This window comes from Streptomyces sp. NPDC037301, assembly GCF_055602785.1.
On the sequence record NZ_JBVJWD010000012.1, the window covers coordinates 98,788 to 115,758 of the forward strand.

Annotated in this window: 14 protein-coding genes and 1 pseudogene; 12 read left to right on the forward strand and 3 right to left on the reverse strand. The window is 69.2% G+C overall.

The window, feature by feature from the left end; translation table 11 throughout:
* Positions 1 to 177: 177 nt before the first annotated feature.
* Positions 178 to 1,264, forward strand: a pseudogene (locus tag ACZ7IB_RS20675) (polysaccharide deacetylase family protein); the annotation flags it as partial.
* On the opposite strand, the gene ACZ7IB_RS20680 reads toward ACZ7IB_RS20675, so the two are convergent.
* Positions 1,252 to 2,247 (reverse strand): ATP-binding protein, encoded by a 996-nt coding sequence (locus ACZ7IB_RS20680; protein WP_470914295.1) that lies wholly within the window; start codon positions 2,245 to 2,247, stop codon positions 1,252 to 1,254. The pseudogene ACZ7IB_RS20675 and the gene ACZ7IB_RS20680 sit on opposite strands and share 13 nt — an antisense overlap.
* Positions 2,248 to 2,349: 102 nt before the next feature.
* Here ACZ7IB_RS20680 and ACZ7IB_RS20685 point away from each other — a divergent pair, with 102 nt between their 5' ends.
* Positions 2,350 to 3,174: a Fic family protein gene (locus ACZ7IB_RS20685; protein WP_470914297.1), complete on the forward strand. Its 825-nt coding sequence runs from the start codon at positions 2,350 to 2,352 to the stop codon at positions 3,172 to 3,174.
* A 573-nt stretch (positions 3,175 to 3,747) separates the two neighbouring features.
* On the opposite strand, the gene ACZ7IB_RS20690 is transcribed toward ACZ7IB_RS20685, so the two are convergent.
* Positions 3,748 to 4,587, reverse strand: a complete 840-nt coding sequence (locus tag ACZ7IB_RS20690) for an HAD family hydrolase (protein ID WP_470914299.1) — start codon at positions 4,585 to 4,587, stop codon at positions 3,748 to 3,750.
* Positions 4,588 to 5,152: 565 nt separating this feature from the next.
* Between ACZ7IB_RS20690 and ssd the strand changes: the two genes are divergently transcribed.
* The 7 genes from ssd (at position 5,153) to ACZ7IB_RS20725 (ending at position 10,187) form a co-directional block, all read left to right on the forward strand.
* The gene (ssd, locus tag ACZ7IB_RS20695; protein ID WP_470914500.1) at positions 5,153 to 6,214 is read left to right on the forward strand and encodes a septum site-determining protein Ssd; all 1,062 of its coding nucleotides are present in this window, start codon (positions 5,153 to 5,155) and stop codon (positions 6,212 to 6,214) included.
* On the forward strand, positions 6,211 to 7,359 hold the full coding sequence (locus ACZ7IB_RS20700) for a TadA family conjugal transfer-associated ATPase (protein WP_470914301.1): 1,149 nt from the start codon (positions 6,211 to 6,213) through the stop codon (positions 7,357 to 7,359). Before ssd ends, ACZ7IB_RS20700 begins: the two co-directional genes overlap by 4 nt.
* On the forward strand, positions 7,356 to 8,237 hold the full coding sequence (locus tag ACZ7IB_RS20705) for a type II secretion system F family protein (protein WP_470914303.1): 882 nt from the start codon (positions 7,356 to 7,358) through the stop codon (positions 8,235 to 8,237). Before ACZ7IB_RS20700 ends, ACZ7IB_RS20705 begins: the two co-directional genes overlap by 4 nt.
* On the forward strand, positions 8,234 to 9,028 hold the full coding sequence (locus ACZ7IB_RS20710; protein ID WP_470914305.1) for a type II secretion system F family protein: 795 nt from the start codon (positions 8,234 to 8,236) through the stop codon (positions 9,026 to 9,028). Before ACZ7IB_RS20705 ends, ACZ7IB_RS20710 begins: the two co-directional genes overlap by 4 nt.
* A 58-nt stretch (positions 9,029 to 9,086) precedes the next feature.
* Positions 9,087 to 9,287, forward strand: coding sequence for a DUF4244 domain-containing protein (locus tag ACZ7IB_RS20715; protein ID WP_327274451.1), 201 nt, complete (start codon positions 9,087 to 9,089; stop codon positions 9,285 to 9,287).
* A complete protein-coding gene (locus ACZ7IB_RS20720; RefSeq protein WP_470914308.1) occupies positions 9,274 to 9,684 on the forward strand; it encodes a TadE family type IV pilus minor pilin in 411 nt (136 codons plus the stop codon). Before ACZ7IB_RS20715 ends, ACZ7IB_RS20720 begins: the two co-directional genes overlap by 14 nt.
* A 122-nt stretch (positions 9,685 to 9,806) precedes the next feature.
* A complete protein-coding gene (locus ACZ7IB_RS20725; protein ID WP_470914310.1) occupies positions 9,807 to 10,187 on the forward strand; it encodes an Rv3654c family TadE-like protein in 381 nt (126 codons plus the stop codon).
* Here the strand turns inward: ACZ7IB_RS20725 and ACZ7IB_RS20730 are convergent.
* A complete protein-coding gene (locus ACZ7IB_RS20730; protein WP_470914312.1) occupies positions 10,069 to 12,606 on the reverse strand; it encodes a DEAD/DEAH box helicase in 2,538 nt (845 codons plus the stop codon). The two genes, ACZ7IB_RS20725 and ACZ7IB_RS20730, sit on opposite strands and share 119 nt — an antisense overlap.
* Before the next feature lie 78 nt (positions 12,607 to 12,684).
* Between ACZ7IB_RS20730 and ACZ7IB_RS20735 the strand changes: the two genes are divergently transcribed.
* The 3 genes from ACZ7IB_RS20735 (at position 12,685) to ACZ7IB_RS20745 (ending at position 16,676) form a co-directional block, all read left to right on the forward strand.
* Positions 12,685 to 13,038 carry an STAS domain-containing protein gene (locus tag ACZ7IB_RS20735; RefSeq protein WP_003967428.1) on the forward strand — a complete coding sequence of 118 codons (354 nt, stop codon included), beginning with the start codon at positions 12,685 to 12,687 and terminating at the stop codon, positions 13,036 to 13,038.
* 419 nt (positions 13,039 to 13,457) lie between these two features.
* Positions 13,458 to 13,940 carry an ATP-binding protein gene (locus ACZ7IB_RS20740; protein WP_470914315.1) on the forward strand — a complete coding sequence of 161 codons (483 nt, stop codon included), beginning with the start codon at positions 13,458 to 13,460 and terminating at the stop codon, positions 13,938 to 13,940.
* 294 nt (positions 13,941 to 14,234) lie between these two features.
* Positions 14,235 to 16,676, forward strand: coding sequence for a sodium-translocating pyrophosphatase (locus tag ACZ7IB_RS20745; RefSeq protein WP_470914317.1), 2,442 nt, complete (start codon positions 14,235 to 14,237; stop codon positions 16,674 to 16,676).
* Positions 16,677 to 16,971 lie beyond the last annotated feature (295 nt).

Sequence of the window (16,971 nt, forward strand, 5' to 3'; positions counted from 1 at the left end):
ATGGCCCACTCAATCACTCGCTCAAGTGAATAAGCATCTTTTCATTCGGCTTGTCATGCTAATTCCGGCATCGCCGCGTGTGACCTTGACCTTGGCCTCGCCGCGTCTGCGCTTCGACGCAAATTTCCCGCAAGGAAGAGGGCGGGCGGATGACGGGCGCCCACGAAGCGAGACGCCGGAGCGAAGAAGAACGTCCTCCGAGCCGCACCCGAAAGCATGTTCCGCCTCATCGGCGACGACTCCACCGCCTTCACGGGCAGTCAGCCGAAGCAGCCCGTGGCACAGCGCCTGGCGCCTGGTCAGGAGCCCCGCAGTTCGTGGTGTTCTCGTGGGACGGCGCCGGAGAGGACAGTCAGAAGCTGTTCTCGCACTTCCGTGAGGTGGGCAAGAGATACCACGCGAACATGACGTACTTCCTCAGCGGCGTGTATCTGCTGTCCGAGGGCAAGCGGGAGCTCTACGACCCGCCGAAGCACAGCGCCGGCAGCTCTGGCATCGGCTTCAACGACACCGAGGGAATCCGGAATACCATCACCCAGGTTCGCGGCGCCTGGGAGGACGGCGACGAGATCGGCACGCACTTCAACGGCCACTTCTTGAAGGACGGCATCTGAGATGTTTCGATGCAGCTCGTCCCGGTTCCGGGGCGCGAGTTCGAGGCCCTGTCGATGGACTACAACTTCATGTTCAACCAGTCCGGTACGACGCAGGGTGATCCGGGCCGACACGAATACTGGGGCAACCAGATGTGCGACGGCATGATCCAGGCCCTCGACCGCGCGTACGACGGGAACCGTGCCCGCTGATCATCGGCAATCACTTCGAGTCCTGGAACGGCGGCACGTACATGCGGGCCATCGTGCAGACCATCGCGACGGTCTGCACCACGGAGGGCGTCCGCTGCGTGTCCTTCCGGCGGCTGGCCGACTGGCTGGACGCACAGGACCCGGCAACGCTGGCGAAGCTCGGCACGCTCGATGTCGGCCAGGCCCCGGCGAAGGGCTGGACGGACTTGCTCGACGAAGCCGCGACCACGGTGCGGACGCGGACCGGGCGTCGGGGGCCGGCAAAGCTCATGCCGGGTCCGGCGCGGATCGGGCCGGTCGCTGGCTCGGTGACCGCAACTCGTGACCGCGCTCGGCGACGGTGCTCGGCCGCCGAGCTGCACGCCCTTCGGCTGCGACTGCCGCGTGAGGGCACCATGGCGCCCGGCCGGAACGAGGGCATCCTCCCGGCGCGGGCGCCGACGGATCAGGCGGGCTGAGTGGCGCCGTCCTGCACGTACCGCTCGTCGAGCACAAAGGCGGGGTCGACCTGGGCGGCCAGGTCGGCGCCCGTCTTCTCATTGCCCCAGCTCTCCGCGTTCTTCAGATGGAAGTGCACCATCTGCCGCGTGTAGCGCTCCCAGTCCCGCTGCTCGTACGAATCCTCCGCGGCGTTCTGCAGCGCCTGCAGGGCCATCCGGTTGTCCGCCTCCAGCAGCTCGAAGCGGGCCGGCCTGCCCTTCTCCATGGCCCGTACCCAGTCGGAGTGCCCGACACTGACCAGCAGATCGTCGCCCACCTCGGCACGCAGGAAGCCCAGATCGTCCTCGCCCTGCACCTTGTTGCCGATGACCTTCAGCGCGACCCCGAAGTCCCGGGCGTACTCCTTGTACTGGCGGTAGACCGAGACGCCCTTACGGGTGGGCTCGGCGACCAGGAACGTCGTGTCGAAGCGGGTGAACATCCCGGAAGCGAAGGAGTCCGAACCTGCTGTCATGTCAACGACGACATAGTCGTCGGGGCCGTCGACGAGATGGTTGAGGCAGAGCTCGACCGCACCGACCTTGGAGTGGTAGCAGGCCACACCCAGATCCGACTCGGTGAATGGCCCGGTGGCCATCAGCTGGATCTCCCCGTCGTCGAGCCGGACCGTGCGGGCGCACGCGTCGTAGATCGGGTTGTTCTCGCGGACCCGCAGCAGCCGCGAGCCCTCGCCGGGTGGAGTCGTCTTGATCATCGTCTCGACGGAGGCGATACGGGGATTGCTGCCGCGCAGATACTCCTTGATCAGAGGCAGCTGGGCTCCCATGGCGGGCAGCGCTGCAGCCTCTTGGTCGTCGAGGCCGAGCGCGGCCCCGAGGTGCTGGTTGATGTCGGCGTCCACCGCGACGACATGGGCTTCATTGGCGGCAAGGTGGCGGATGAAGAGCGAGGACAGCGTGGTCTTGCCGCTGCCGCCCTTCCCTACGAAAGCGATCTTCATGTTCACCTAGGGTAGCGGTGCGATTGCTTTCTGTTGTCGCGCTTCGTGAAGAAGGCCACTCTCGGGCGGTATCGGTGTAGGGGGCGCGTAGCCTCGCTACTTATGAGTACGACTGCCTCTGATCCGCTCGCCACCCTGGGCACCCTGCCGGGGGTCGCTGACGCGGTGGACTCCGTACGCAAGGCCGTCGACCGGGTCTACGGTCACCGCGTCATGCGGCGACGCAGCAACGAGGTCACCGCCGAAGCGGCGCTGCGCGGCGCCCGTGGCTCGGCGGCGCTGTCCGGTGCCGACTGGAATCTGGAGGAGGTGCGTCGGCGTACCGACTTCAGCGGTGACGGTGAGGCGCATGTGATCGGAGCGGCCCTGAGGCTCACCGCCGAAGCGGGTCAACTGCTCTCCATCTGGCGGCAGTCGCCGCTGCGTGTCCTGGCGCGGCTGCATCTGGTTGCGGCCGGTGGTGCGGCGCCCGAGGACGCTGTCGGCCGGCCACGGCTGGCAGGCGAACCCGTGGACGAGCCGCTGATCGAAGCGCCGCTGCCGGACGCCGAGGAAGTGGCGGGGCGGCTGGAAGGGCTCTCCGGATTGATCCTTTCGGGTACTGCAGCGCCCGCGCTGGTGACGGCGGCGGTCGTGCACGGTGAACTGCTGGCCCTGCGTCCCTTCGGTGCGTACAACGGCCTCGTCGCGCGTACCGCCGAGCGGATCGTGTTGATCGGGAGCGGCCTCGACCCCAAATCGATCTGCCCCGCCGAGGTGGGCCATGCCGAGCAGGGGCGGGCGGCGTACATCGCTTCGTTCGAGGGCTACCTGTCGGGGACGCCGGAGGGTATGGCGGCCTGGATCGCGCACTGCGGGCGCGCCGTGGAGCTGGGCGTCAGGGAATCGACGGCGGTGTGCGAGGCGCTGCAGCGCGGCGCTGCGTAGCAGGGTGCGTCAGTTCCGCGGGCTGGGCATGACTAAGGTCGGTTCCGCGGGCTGGGCGTGACAAGCGGGTGCGGCCAATCGATGACTTCACCGCGGCAACTCCAGCGCGGTAACTCCACTGCCGTAACTTCACTGCCCGGTAAAAGGGTTGCGGCGGTACCGTCCTCGGTACCGCCGCTGGCATGTCTACCCAGTTACCATGCGTCCTCGATATGTGCCCATCAGGTCGGGGGCTTTGCCCGTTCCCTGGTGCGGCTGGCCCGTAATCGACGGGTCGACGTCGCGTGGGTGCTCGGTTTTCATGCTCGGTCCGTGGGGCCTTCTCTGCGTTATCAGGTAATCCTCTCGGATGTCCTTGGTCTCGCGGGCCGTTGAGTCCTTTGTACTCCAGAGCCGGGGCGAGCGGTAGTGCTGGCCACACTTCTTTACTTTTAGGTTCAATTACGGGCGAGTTGGACAAATCGGTTCGGCCGGATGAATTGGACTGATCGGTCGCCCTGCTTGATCCCATTGATCGGGCCGGGCGGCGGGGCCCAGGGGGGTGCGTAGGTGCGCCGCCGCCCGGCTCATACATCAGGCGGAGGTTGTGGTGGTGCGGCGGCGGGAGGTGTACCAGACCAGTCCCGCTGTGACGGCGGCTGCGCCCAGGGCTGCCACAGCGACCAGCGCCGGGCGTGGCGGCATCGAGAACGTCGGCAGTCGCTGCTTGAGTCGGACCGGTCGCTCAAAGGCGAGAATCGGCCATTCGCGAAGGGTCGCTTCGCGCCGCAGAGCGCGGTCCGGATTCACTGCGTGCGGGTGGCCGACCGACTCCAGCATCGGTACATCGGTCGCGGAATCGCTGTAGGCGTAGCAGCGCGACAGGTCGTATCCCTCCGACACTGCGAGCGCCTTGACCGCCTCGGCCTTCGTCGGCCCGTACGCGTAGTACTCCACTTCGCCGGTGAAGCAGCCGTCGTCACCGACGACCATCCGGGTGGCGACGACTCGGTCGGCGCCGAGCAGCTCGCCGATCGGCTCGACGACCTCGGCGCCCGAGGTCGAGACGATCACCACATCGCGTCCGGCGGTGTGATGCTCCTCGATGAGCGTCGCCGCTTCGTCGTAGATGATCGGGTCGATCAGATCGTGCAGGGTCTCGGCGACGATTTCCTTCACTTGCTGGACGTTCCAACCCTTGCAGAGCGCGGAGAGATATTCCCGCATCCGCTCCATCTGGTCGTGATCTGCACCCCCGGCAAGGAACACGAACTGTGCGTACGCAGTGCGCAGTACAGCGCGGCGGTTGATCAGTCCGCCTTGGTAGAAGGACTTGCTGAAGGTCAGCGTCGAAGACTTCGCAATGACCGTCTTGTCCAGGTCGAAGAAGGCTGCTGTGCGCGGCAAGAAGCGGTTTTCCACAAGGCTGAGCATAGGGGCCCACCATTCGGCGTAAACTCTGGCGCGTGGGTTTGCCTGAGAAGGCTCTCGGGTACACCATGGAAGTCACGGATCGTTCGCGACCGTGCTAACCCGGTCCGGCTCCTCCCCCCCCGAGTCGGCCGTGGGGACGACCCCCGCTCTCCCCCCCGGCGGGGGTCGTCGCATGTCCGGACGCGTTTCTGCCGTTCGGAATCAAGCATTCTGCCTCCATTTCGGCCGCGATGACCCGCTTCTCGTTCCGTCCCTCACCATCTTGACTCGTCACGGTGCGTAGCGGAAGTACTGCTCTCCGGAAGTCGCCGGTATGAGCGACAGAGATATTCACAACGGCGGAGTTGTCCACAGTTTTTGAGCAAGATCCACACGATTTCCCGAAGCGCTGCACGGTGATTCCAGCCGCGAAGTCCGCGGCTTGCGGAATCGCCGATCTCGGAACGCTCCGAGATCACCGCGAACCGCGATGAAGGTGCAGTGAGAAGGGGCTGAGATCGTGGCTGAATCCATCGCACGGGATCGTCTGCCGACCGTCGGGGTACGACGGAGCGGACCGTTGATCGTGACCGAGGATGTGGAACTTCTCGACGATCTGCTGCGGCTGTGCGCGGCCGCCGGAGCGGAGCCAGAAGTTCATCACTCGTTGCCCGAACGCAGAGGCGGCTGGGAGCAGGCCCCGATGGTTCTCGTGGGGGACGATGCCGCCCAGCGGTGCCGCGGAGCAGCACGCAGGCGCGGTGTGATGCTCGTAGGCCGAGACCAGGACGCCCCGGATGTCTGGCGCCGCGCCGTGGAGATCGGGGCCGAATATGTACTGAGGCTGCCCGATTCGGAGGGCTGGCTCGTCGATCAGATCGCCAACGCGGCGGAAGGTGTGGGCCGGCCGGCACTCACCGTCGGGGTGATCGGCGGACGGGGCGGATCCGGCGCATCCACACTGGCCTGCGCCCTCGCGGTGACCGCGGCCAGGGCCGGACGGCGGACCATGTTGATCGACGGTGACCCGCTCGGCGGGGGCATCGATGTGCTGCTCGGCGGCGAACGGGCCGAGGGAATGAGGTGGCCGGATTTCGCCCATTCCAAAGGGCGGGTCGGCGGAGGCGCACTGGAGGAGTCGCTGCCCGCACTGCACGGTCTGCGGGTGCTCAGCTGGGGCCGCGACGACTGGGTGGTCATCCCGCCACAGGCCATACAGGCCGTGCTGGCCGCCGCGCGCAGGCTCGGCGGGGTGGTGGTCGTCGATCTGCCCCGCCGGGTCGACGAGTCGGTCGCCGAGGCGCTCGCACAGCTGGACCTGGGGCTGTTGGTGGTTCCCGGAGAACTTCGCGCAGTCGCGGCGGCGAAGCGGGTGGCGTCGATGGCCGGGATGGTGCTGGATGACCTGCGGGTGGTGGCCCGTGGCCCGTACGCGGCGGGCCTCGACGAGCGGTGGGTGGCGCAGGCGCTGGGGCTGCCGCTTGCCGGTGAACTCCCGCTCGAATCCGGGCTGCTGACCACCCAGGACGGCGGCGCACCGCCCGGAGGCAGTGCGCGCGGTCCACTGGCCAGGTTCTGCGCGGCGTTCTGGGAGCGGGCACTCGCCCCGGAGGCTGCAGGGGGACGCACCGGTGGGGGTGCGTCATGACGGAGACGCTGCTCGACGCCGTACGGCAGCGGCTGGCACAGAGCGGCGCGGCGCCGACCCCGGCCGGGGTCGCGGCAGCTCTTCGGGCCCAGGGGCGGCTGCTCGGAGATGCCGAAGTGCTCGGCGCGGCCGATGAGTTGCGCGGCGAACTGGTCGGCACCGGGGTGCTGGAACCGCTGCTCGCCGACCCGGCCGTGACGGATGTCCTGGTATCCGCGCCGGACCGGGTGTGGGTGGACCGGGGCGGCGGGCTCGAACTCACCGGGGTGACCTTTCCGGACGCCGCGGCGGTGCGCAGACTGGCACAGCGGCTGGCGGCCGTCGCGGGTCGGCGGCTGGACGACGCCCGGCCCTGGGTAGATGCGCGGCTGCCGGATGGTACCCGTATGCATGCCGTACTGCCGCCGGTGTCCGTCGGCTCGACGTGTCTGTCACTGCGGGTGGTGCGGCCCAGGGCCTTCTCGCTGACGGAGCTGGTCGCGGCGGGGACCGTGCCGCCGGGCGGTGACCGGGTACTGAGGGCGTTGGTGGAAGCCAGGGTCTCGTATCTGATCAGTGGGGGGACGGGGGCCGGGAAGACGACCCTCTTGTCGAGTCTGCTGGGTGCGGTCGGGGAGCGTGAGCGAATCGTGCTCGCCGAGGACTCGGCGGAGCTGCGGCCGGACCATCCGCATGTGGTGCGCCTGGAGTCGCGCCCTGCCAACCAGGAGGGGGCGGGGCGAGTGACCCTGAGGGACCTGGTGCGGCAGGCACTGCGGATGCGGCCCGACCGGCTGGTGGTCGGGGAGGTGCGGGGCGCCGAGGTCACCGAACTACTGGCCGCGCTGAACACTGGCCACGAGGGCGGCTGCGGGACGGTTCATGCTAATGCAGCCGAGCATGTCCCGGCCCGCCTTGAGGCATTGGGGACGGCGGCGGGACTGGACCGGACGGCACTTCACAGCCAGTTGGCGGCCGCGCTGTCGGTGGTGGTCCATCTCGTACGGGACCGGGCCGGGCAGCGGCGGATCGCCGAGGTGCAGGTCCTGGAGCGGGATGCGGCTGGGCTGGTGGTGACTGTGCCGGCACTGCGCTGGGGCACCGACGGATTTACGCAGGAGCGAGGCTGGGAACGGCTGCGGTCGATGACCGGGGGTGCGCTGTGAGCGGTGGCGCGACGGCGGTTCTGGCCCCCGGCGCGAGCTGTGCAGCGGTCTTGTGCGTCGGGGTGGCGGCCTGGCTGGTGGTGGTGCAGGACCAGGGGCGTCGGCGAGCGCGGGTGTTGTTGTTCGACGGGGTGATGGAGTCGCCGCTCCGTGAGCGCTGGGAGCGGATTCGGGCTTGGTTCCAGGAGCGGTTGCGGGTGCGGCGGGAGTGGCTCTGCCTGCCGGTGGCGCTGGCCATCGCCGTGCTGGGGAAATCCGTGCTGCCGGTGCTGGCGGTGGCGGTGGCGGTGCCGCTGGTGCGGCGGTGGCTGCGGAGACGGGCCCTGACGCAGGAGCGCGAACGCCGGGCCGATGGGGTGGTGGCGCTGTGCGGCGCCGTCGTGGGTGAGCTGCGGGCCGGGCGCGAGCCGGGGCAGGCGTTGCTCGTCGCTGTCCGCGGGACCGGGGTGATGGGAACGGCGGAGGCCGCTGTGTCCGCTGCCGCGCTGTTCGGCGGCGATGTGCCGGGGGCGCTGGGGCAGGCGGCTCGGGAGCCGGGTCTGGACGGGCTTGCCGGGGTGGCGGCCTGCTGGCGGGTGGCGGTGGACGGCGGGACCGGGCTCGCGGCAGGCCTGGACCGCCTGGAGGGTGCGCTGCGGGCGGAGCGACGCAGACGGGAGGAGTTACGGGCCCAACTGGCCGGTGCCTGGTCGACGGTGGCCGTGCTGGCGCTGCTGCCGGTGCTGGGTCTGGGGCTGGGGGCGGCGCTAGGGGCCGATCCACTGAGGGTGCTGCTGCACACGCCGGCCGGGTTGGTCTGTCTGGTGGCGGGTGGGTTGCTGGAGGCGGCCGGGCTCTGTTGGGCCGGCCGGATCGTGCGGGCGGGGGAGGCGGCGTGAACGGGGTCACCGGCGAAGTCGTCCACCGGGCGGCGGCAGTGTGGGCGGTTCTGAGCACGGTCGCGTATCTGGCCCTCGCCCTGGCGAGACGGCGGCGGAGGCGGACGGTACACCGTCGAGGTGTGGTGCTGCTGGCCATCGGCCCGGAGAGGCGTCGGCGCGGGCGGACGGTTTCCGGCCCCCGGGTGAAGGAATGGATCGCGCCACTGGGTGCTTTGGCGACAGGCGTGGTCATGATCGGCGGCCTGCCAGGGTTCGCGGCCGGGCTGGCAGGGGTGTACGGCGCCTGGAGGTGGCAGCGGGCCCGGCGTAGCCGCGAATCGGGGGTCGGTGCTGTGGAAGCGGCGCAGGTCTCACGTCAACTCCCGTTGGCAGCAGACCTCTTGGCGGCCTGCATCTCTGCCGGAGCCGGGCCCCGAGAGGCAGCGGAGGCGGTGGGGGAGTCGCTGGGCGGACCGGTCGGCGTGCGTCTGGCGCGGACGGCCGCGGAGATTCGGCTCGGTGGTGAACCTGCGGTGGCCTGGGGGCGGTTCGGGGAGATACCGGGCGCGGGTGCGCTGTCCCGCTGCCTGGATCGGGCGGGATCGACCGGGGCTCCGGCGGCAGAGCCGGTGGCGCGGCTGGCCGAGGCGATGCGGGCGGAGCGGGCGAGCGCGGCCGTGGCGCGCGCCCAGCGGGCAGGCGTGCTGATCACCGCACCGGTCGGGCTCTGCTTTCTGCCCGCCTTCCTGGCGGTCGGAGTGGCGCCGGTGGTGATCGGTCTGGCAACCGGCCTGCTTCACAGCGGGTGAAAGAAAAATACTAGTAAGTATCTATTCAATGTGAATTATGTATTTCGTGGGGGTTGAAATGGCGCAGCGAATCAGGGGCTGGGTGCGGAGCATGGTGCGCCGAGTCCGGTCGGACAACGGAATGACGACATCCGAATATGCGGTGGGGACAATCGCGGCCTGTGCGTTCGCGGCGGTGCTCTACAAGGTGGTCACCAGCCAGCCGGTCATGTCCGCACTGCAGTCGCTGCTCAAGGACGCGCTCGATGCGAAGTTCTAGGAGCAGTTCCGGGGCGTGCGCCGGAGGTCGTTCCAGGACCGTGTGCGGGGGCGGAGACCGGGGGGCGGTGACGGCGGAAGCGTCTATGGCGATTCCGGTGCTGGCGGTGTTCGCCCTGGCGCTGGTCTGGGCGCTGATGGCCGCCTCCGCCCAGATCCGCTGCGTGGACGCGGCCCGGGCCGGGGCGAGGGCGGCGGCCCGCTCGGAACCCGAGGCGCAGGTGCTGGAAGCCACTCGTTCGGCGGCACCCGACGGGGCGGAAGTCGCGATGGAGCGGGCCGGGGAGCTGTGGCGGGTACGAGTGGCGGCGCCGATGCCCGGACCCGGTCCACTGGCCCTCAAGCTCCGTGCGGAGGCGGCAGCACTTGCAGAGGACACGGTGGGGGTGACGCCGTGACCGGGACAGGAGGGGGAGCCCGGAAGGCCGTCCTCGGGTGGCTGCACAGGAGGGGGGATCACGGTCGGAATCGAGGTCGGGCCCCGGACCGGGACAGAGGCCTGGCGACGGTGTGGGTGGCTATGACCACGGCCACGTTGTGCGCGGTGTTCGCGGTCGTGCTGGCACTCGGACAGGTGGTGGTCGCCCGGCACCGGGCCGGCGGCGCGGCGGACCTGGCAGCCCTGGCTGCGGCCGACCGGGCCCTGCAGTGGCCCGGGGAGGCGTGCGGGGCGGCCGAGGATGTGGCCGCGGCACAGGGGGCGGTGGTGGTGCGGTGCACTGTGCGTGGAGAGATCGCCGATGTGACGGCCCGGGTGAGTTTCGGGCCGTACGAACCGGCGGTCAGGTCCCGGGCCGGCCCTCCGGCGGCTGCTCCCGGCTCCCTGGATCCGTTGCCTCCGACAGTTCCGGAGGGCCCGGCTCCCCCGGGTCCGGCGGCGCGGACCGGAGAAGTTCGTTGAGGAGGCGCACAGCGCCCCGCTTGTGCAGCGGATCGTTGCCGTTGCCGCACTTGGGGGACTGGATGCAGGACGGGCAGCCCGCCTCGCATTCGCAGGACGCGATGGCCTGGCGGGTCGCGGTCAGCCACGTACGGGCGGTGTGGAAGGCCCGCTCGGCGAATCCGGCACCGCCCGGATGACCGTCGTACACGAAGACCGTGGGCAGCAGGGTGTCCGGGTGCAACGGCACGGAGACGCCACCGATGTCCCATCGGTCGCAGGTGGCGAAGAGCGGCAGCATCCCGATCGATGCGTGCTCCGCGGCGTGCAGGGCGCCGCCCAGGATCTCCGGGTTGATACGGGCGGCGTCGAGCTGGTCCTGCGTGACCGTCCACCACACGGCGCGCGTGCGCAGAGTGCGGGGCGGCAGATCCAGTTTGGTCTCGCCGAGGACCTCGCCGGTGATCAGTTTGCGACGCAGGAAGGAGACGACCTGGTTGGTGACTTCCACGGAGCCGTAGCAGAGCCGCCCGTCACCCCACGGGATCTCGGTGTCGGTATCCAGGACGGCGATGGCGGTGGTGTCGCGTGCGGTCGTCGAGTACGGCGGGTTGGCCTCCTCGACCAGGGCCACCGAGTCCTCCAGGTCCAGCTTCCGGACCAGATAGGTGCGGCCCTGGTGGAGGTGGACGGCGCCTTCGTGGACGGCGGTGTGCGCGGCCGATTCGTCGACGGTGCCCAGCAGCCGACCGGTGCCCTCCTCGACGATCTGGACGGGGCGGCCGCCCTCGCCGCGGATGTCGGTGAGATCGACGGCGCGCTCGCGGCGGGTCCAGTGCCAGCCCGATGCGCGTTTGCGCAGCAGCTTCGCGGCTTCCAGCTGCGGCAGCAGTTCGGCCACGGCCGGGCCGAAGAGCTCCAGATCGGGCTCGGTGAGCGGGAGCTCCGCAGCGGCGGCACACAGGTGCGGGGCGAGGACGTACGGGTTGTCCGGGTCGAGGACGGTCGACTCCACGGGCTGCTGGAAGAGCGCCTCGGGATGGTGGACGAGGAAGGTGTCCAGCGGGTCGTCGCGGGCCACCAGGATGGCCAGGGCGCCCTGGCCGGAGCGTCCGGCGCGGCCCGCCTGCTGCCACAGCGATGCCCTGGTGCCGGGATAGCCCGCGATGACGACGGCGTCCAGGCCGGAGACATCGACGCCGAGTTCGAGGGCGGTGGTGGCGGCCAGGCCGAGCAGCCGACCAGAGTGCAGGGCGCGCTCCAGGGCGCGGCGTTCCTCGGGGAGATAACCCCCGCGGTAGGCGGCGACCCGGGCGGGCAGGGAACGGTCCACCTCGGCGAGGCGTTCCTTGGCGATGACGGAGATCAGTTCGGCGCCGCGCCGGGAGCGGACGAAGGCGACCGAGCGGACGCCCTGGACGGTCAGATCGGCGAGGAGGTCGGCTGTCTCGGCAGTGGCGGTACGGCGCACGGGCGCGCCCTTCTCGCCGTGCAGCTCGGTAAGGGGCGGCTCCCACAGGGCGAAGACCATTTCGCCGCGCGGAGAGGCGTCGTCGGCGACCTCCTTGACCGGGAGACCGGTGAGGCGGCCCGCCGCGACGGAGGGCTCCGCCGCGGTGGCCGAGGCGAGGAGGAAGACCGGATCCGCTCCGTAGCGGGCGCACAGACGGCGTAGTCGGCGCACCACCTGGGCGACGTGGGAGCCGAAGACACCCCGGTAGGTGTGGCACTCGTCGATGACGACGAAGCGCAGGGCGCGTAGGAAGGAGGACCAGCGGGGGTGGGAAGGGAGTATCCCGCGGTGCAGCATGTCGGGGTTGGTCAGGACGTAGTTGGCGTACTGGCGCACCCATTCGCGTTCCTCGACCGGGGTGTCGCCGTCGTAGACCGCGGGCCTGATGGCGGTGCCGAGCGGTGCCGCAAGTTTCTTCACCGCACGCCTCTGATCGGCGGCCAGGGCCTTGGTGGGGGCGAGATACAGGGCGGTCGCGCCACGGCCGTTCGGGGCCTCGGAGCCGTCGAGCAGTGCGGTGAGCACCGGGGCGAGGTAGGCGAGCGACTTGCCGGACGCCGTGCCGGTGGCGATGACCACGGATTCGCCGTCCAGGGCGTGCTCGGCGGCGGCCGCCTGGTGCGCCCAAGGGTGGTCGATTCCGGCCTTTTGGATCGCGGCGATCACTTCTGGCCGGATGCGATCGGGCCAGATGGCATGGGTTCCCGTACGCGGGGGCAAGTGCTCCGTATGAGTGATGCGCGCGGACCGGCCCGCCGCTGCGGCGAGCCGGTCGAGGACCATGGCGGGAGAGGGGCGGGAGTCCCTGTTCTCGGGTGGTCGACTGGGGCGGTGATTCTTGGCCATCGGCACCGAGTGTGTCACTGGCGTGACGGACAATGGTCCCAAGGCGTCGTGCATGGCTGCTGGTAAGTGATTGAATGCCATCGCGGCTGGCGATCCGTCCCCTGGCTCCGCCGGGGAGACCGAGGGGCGACCGCTCGATAGCAAGGTGCTGGAGGATCCGTGGACCTGTCCTTGTCGACTCGCAATGTGTCCGGCCCTGGTGGCGACCGTACGGTCGTCGAGGTCGGTGGCGAGATTGATGTGTATACCGCGCCCAAGCTGCGCGAGCAGTTGGTCGAGTTGGTGAATGACGGCAGCTACCACCTGGTTGTCGACATGGAAGGCGTCGACTTCCTCGACTCCACCGGCCTCGGCGTGCTCGTGGGCGGCCTGAAGCGTGTCCGGGCCCATGAGGGCTCGTTGCGCCTGGTCTGCAACCAGGAGCGCATTCTCAAGATCTTCCGGATCACTGGTCTGACCAAGGTGTTCCCGATTCACACCACGGTCGACGAGGCGGTTGCGGCCACCGACTGACGGTCGGTCCGCGGCCGGTCCGGCGTGCGGCCGGTGCACCGGTAGTCGTGACCTGCGGGCGGCCTGACCGCCGGTTGCCTCAGGCAGCCGGCGGTCGGGCAGTCAGCGGTCGGGACCTGGGTAGCAAGTGGCCCGACTGCTGAGCAACCGGTCGGCGTCCGGTCTGTCGGTCGGCTGCTTGCCGATCGGCTGTTCGGCATTCGGCCGCTTGAGAGTGAGCCGTTTGCCGGTTCGGGCGCCTGTCGGTCAGTCGACAGCTGTCCGTCAGTGGGTCGGCGACCGGGCCGGTCGGCCGACGGCTTCGCCGGTTCCGGAAGACGACCGGAACAAGGCCGGAACAAGGCCGGAAGAAGAGCAGGGGTGTCGGGCAGCCCGCCCGGGTCCCTGGGATGCACGCCCGTACGTCTGAGGGGGATCGCATGGCCACCGTTGAACTCCGCTTCAGCGCCCAGCCCGAACACGTCAGGACGGCCCGCCTCGTGGCAGCCGCCGTGGCGCGCCGGGCGGGGGTCGACGAAGCCGTGCTCGACGAGGTCAGACTCGCCGTCGGTGAAGCCTGCAGCCGCGCAGTCGGGCTGCACCGCAGCCATGGCATCACCGCTCCCGTCTCCGTCGTCCTGACCGAGGAGGAGAAGTCCTTCTCCATCGAGGTCGGCGACGAGGTGCCCGGGCCGGGTGCCGAGCCCGCTCCCGGCGCACCCGCCGGAGCCTCCGCGACACGCGGCGCCACGCCCGGCGTGGGACTCGATGGTCCGGTTTCCGAGGCCGACGCCGACGGCGAGGACGAGATGGGTCTCGCAGTCATCAGCGGCCTCGTAGATGATGTGGAAGTCAGATCGGGGGCCAACGGCGGAGTGATCCGCATGAGCTGGCCGAAGACGCCCGTGACGGTGCTTCCCTGAGGCGCCGCAGGCGTCACGGGCGATCCGGCCGTCCCGATCCCCCGAATCCATCCCCCGATCCATTTCTTGATCCCTCTTTTGAGGCCCTGCTGAGCAGGGCCTTTTTTCATTTCTATGTGATCATTGATCTACAGGAAATGTGCCTACCCCATTACTGCATTCGGGTCGATCCGCGGCCGCGATCATTTGCCGATCCGCCGTTAAGGTCAATTACATTTACCGCGCACTGTTTTGATCAGCTCCCGCTCCCTACAATCCGTCCACGTCTTGAGCGCTGAGCGTCAAGGAGGACGTATGGCGGAGTTCTTCAACACCCCACTGGCAGGACTGACGCAAGATTCCGCACTTTCCACACCTTCCGGTCGACCCGCATCTCTCGCGGCCGCGGTACTCACCGATGACAACCGCGTCATCGTGATCGTCGTCGCGGTCGTCGCCATCGCCGCGCTGGTCGTTGCCCGGCTGCTGGTGCGCCAGGTGCTGGCGGCCGGCGAGGGCACCGACCGTATGAAGGAGATCGCGGCAGCCGTCCAGGAGGGCGCGAATGCCTATCTGGCCCGGCAGCTGCGTACCGTCGGCATCTTTGCCGTCGTGGTCTTCTTCCTGCTTCTGCTGCTTCCGGCCGACAACTGGTCGCAGCGCGCGGGCCGTTCGTTGTTCTTCCTGGTGGGTGCGCTTTTCTCGGCGACCACCGGATACATCGGGATGCGGCTCGCCGTACGCAGTAATGTCCGTGTGGCTGCTGCTGCGCGTGAGGCGACTCCCGCGGAAGGGGAACCCGAAAGGGATCTCACCGCTGTTTCGCACAAGGCGATGAAGATCGCTTTTCGTACCGGTGGCGTGGTCGGCATGATCACTGTGGGCCTCGGGCTGCTCGGTGCTTCCTGTGTCGTCCTCGTCTATGCCGCCGACGCGCCCAAGGTGCTGGAGGGCTTCGGTCTCGGTGCCGCGCTGATCGCCATGTTCATGAGGGTCGGAGGCGGTATTTTCACCAAGGCCGCGGACGTCGGCGCCGACCTCGTCGGCAAGGTGGAGCAGGGTATCCCGGAGGACGACCCACGCAACGCCGCCACCATCGCCGACAACGTGGGCGACAACGTCGGTGACTGCGCGGGCATGGCGGCCGACCTCTTCGAGTCGTACGCCGTGACGCTCGTCGCGGCGCTCATCCTCGGCAAGGCCGCCTTCGGCGACTCCGGACTGGCCTTCCCGCTGATCGTCCCGGCGATCGGCGTGGTCACCGCGATGATCGGGATCTTCGCGGTCGCCCCGCGGCGCGCCGACCGCAGCGGAATGACCGCCATCAACCGCGGATTCTTCATCTCCGCGGTGATCTCGCTCGTCCTGGTGGCCCTGGCGGTCTTCGTCTACCTGCCGTCCTCGTACGCGGATCTGGCCGGCGTCACCGACACCGCCATCTCCTCGCACGCCGGCGACCCACGGGTCTTCGCCCTGGTCGCCGTCGCCATCGGCATCGTGCTGGCCGCCCTGATCCAGCAGCTGACCGGCTACTTCACCGAGACCAACCGGCGGCCCGTCAGGGACATCGGCAAGTCCTCGCTGACCGGGCCGGCCACCGTCGTACTCGCCGGTATCTCCATCGGTCTGGAGTCCGCCGTCTACACGGCACTACTGATCGGTCTGGGCGTCTACGGGGCGTTCCTGCTCGGCGGTACGTCGATCATGCTGGCGCTCTTCGCGGTGGCCCTGGCGGGGACCGGACTGCTCACCACCGTCGGTGTCATCGTTGCCATGGACACCTTCGGCCCGGTCTCCGACAACGCGCAGGGCATCGCGGAGATGTCCGGTGACGTCACGGGCGCCGGTGCTAAGGTCCTCACCGACCTGGACGCCGTCGGCAACACCACAAAGGCCATCACCAAGGGCATCGCCATCGCCACCGCCGTCCTGGCGGCGTCGGCGCTCTTCGGTTCGTACCGCGACGCGATCGCCACGGCGGTCGACGACGTGGGGGCCAAGGCCGGGGGGATGACACTCAGTCTGGACATCTCGCAGCCCAACAACCTGGTGGGCCTGATCCTTGGTGCCGCGGTCGTCTTCCTCTTCTCCGGGCTGGCGATCAACGCGGTGTCCCGGTCCGCCGGATCCGTGGTCTACGAGGTGCGGCGGCAGTTCCGCGAGCATCCCGGGATCATGGACTACAGCCAGAAGCCGGAGTACGGGCGCGTCGTCGACATCTGCACCAAGGACGCCCTGCGTGAGCTCGCCACGCCCGGCCTGCTCGCCGTCCTGGCGCCGATCGCCGTCGGGTTCACGCTCGGCGTCGGGGCGCTGGGTTCGTATCTCGCGGGCGCCATCGGTACCGGCACACTGATGGCGGTCTTCCTGGCCAACTCCGGTGGTGCGTGGGACAACGCCAAGAAGCTCGTCGAGGACGGTCATTACGGCGGCAAGGGTAGCGAGGCCCATGCCGCGACCGTCATCGGGGACACGGTCGGCGACCCCTTCAAGGACACGGCAGGACCGGCGATCAACCCCTTGCTCAAGGTGATGAACCTGGTCGCGCTGCTCATCGCCCCGGCGGTGGTGCAGTTCAGCTACGGGCAGGACGCGAGCGTCGGTGTACGAGCGGTGGTGGCGGTGCTCGCCGTCGCCGTCATCATCGGCGCGGTCTACGTCTCCAAACGGCGCGGGATCGCCGTGGGGGACGAGGAGGACCCCGCTGACAGTGGCGGGGGACCCGCCAAATCGGCCGACCAGGCGGCTGTTTCGTGAAGCGGCGACGGGAAGAGGCCGGTGGCATGTAGCCGGCCCCGGCTCAACGACCGGGCGGGCGACGCACTCTGATGTGTCGTCCGCCCGGTCGTGTTCTGGTGTCGGTATGCCGGTCGGTACGCCCGTCCGTGTGCTTGCTCATACAGGTGTTCCAGCGTCCGGAGGGCTGTGTGGGTGAGTTGTATCTCCCTCATTTCCCTTGGTGCAAATGGCTACAAATAGTCACCTATCAGACGTCCGGCACCCGGATGGAGGGCGCTCGACGTGTAAGTTCCGGGGCCGAGAGCCTTGGAAG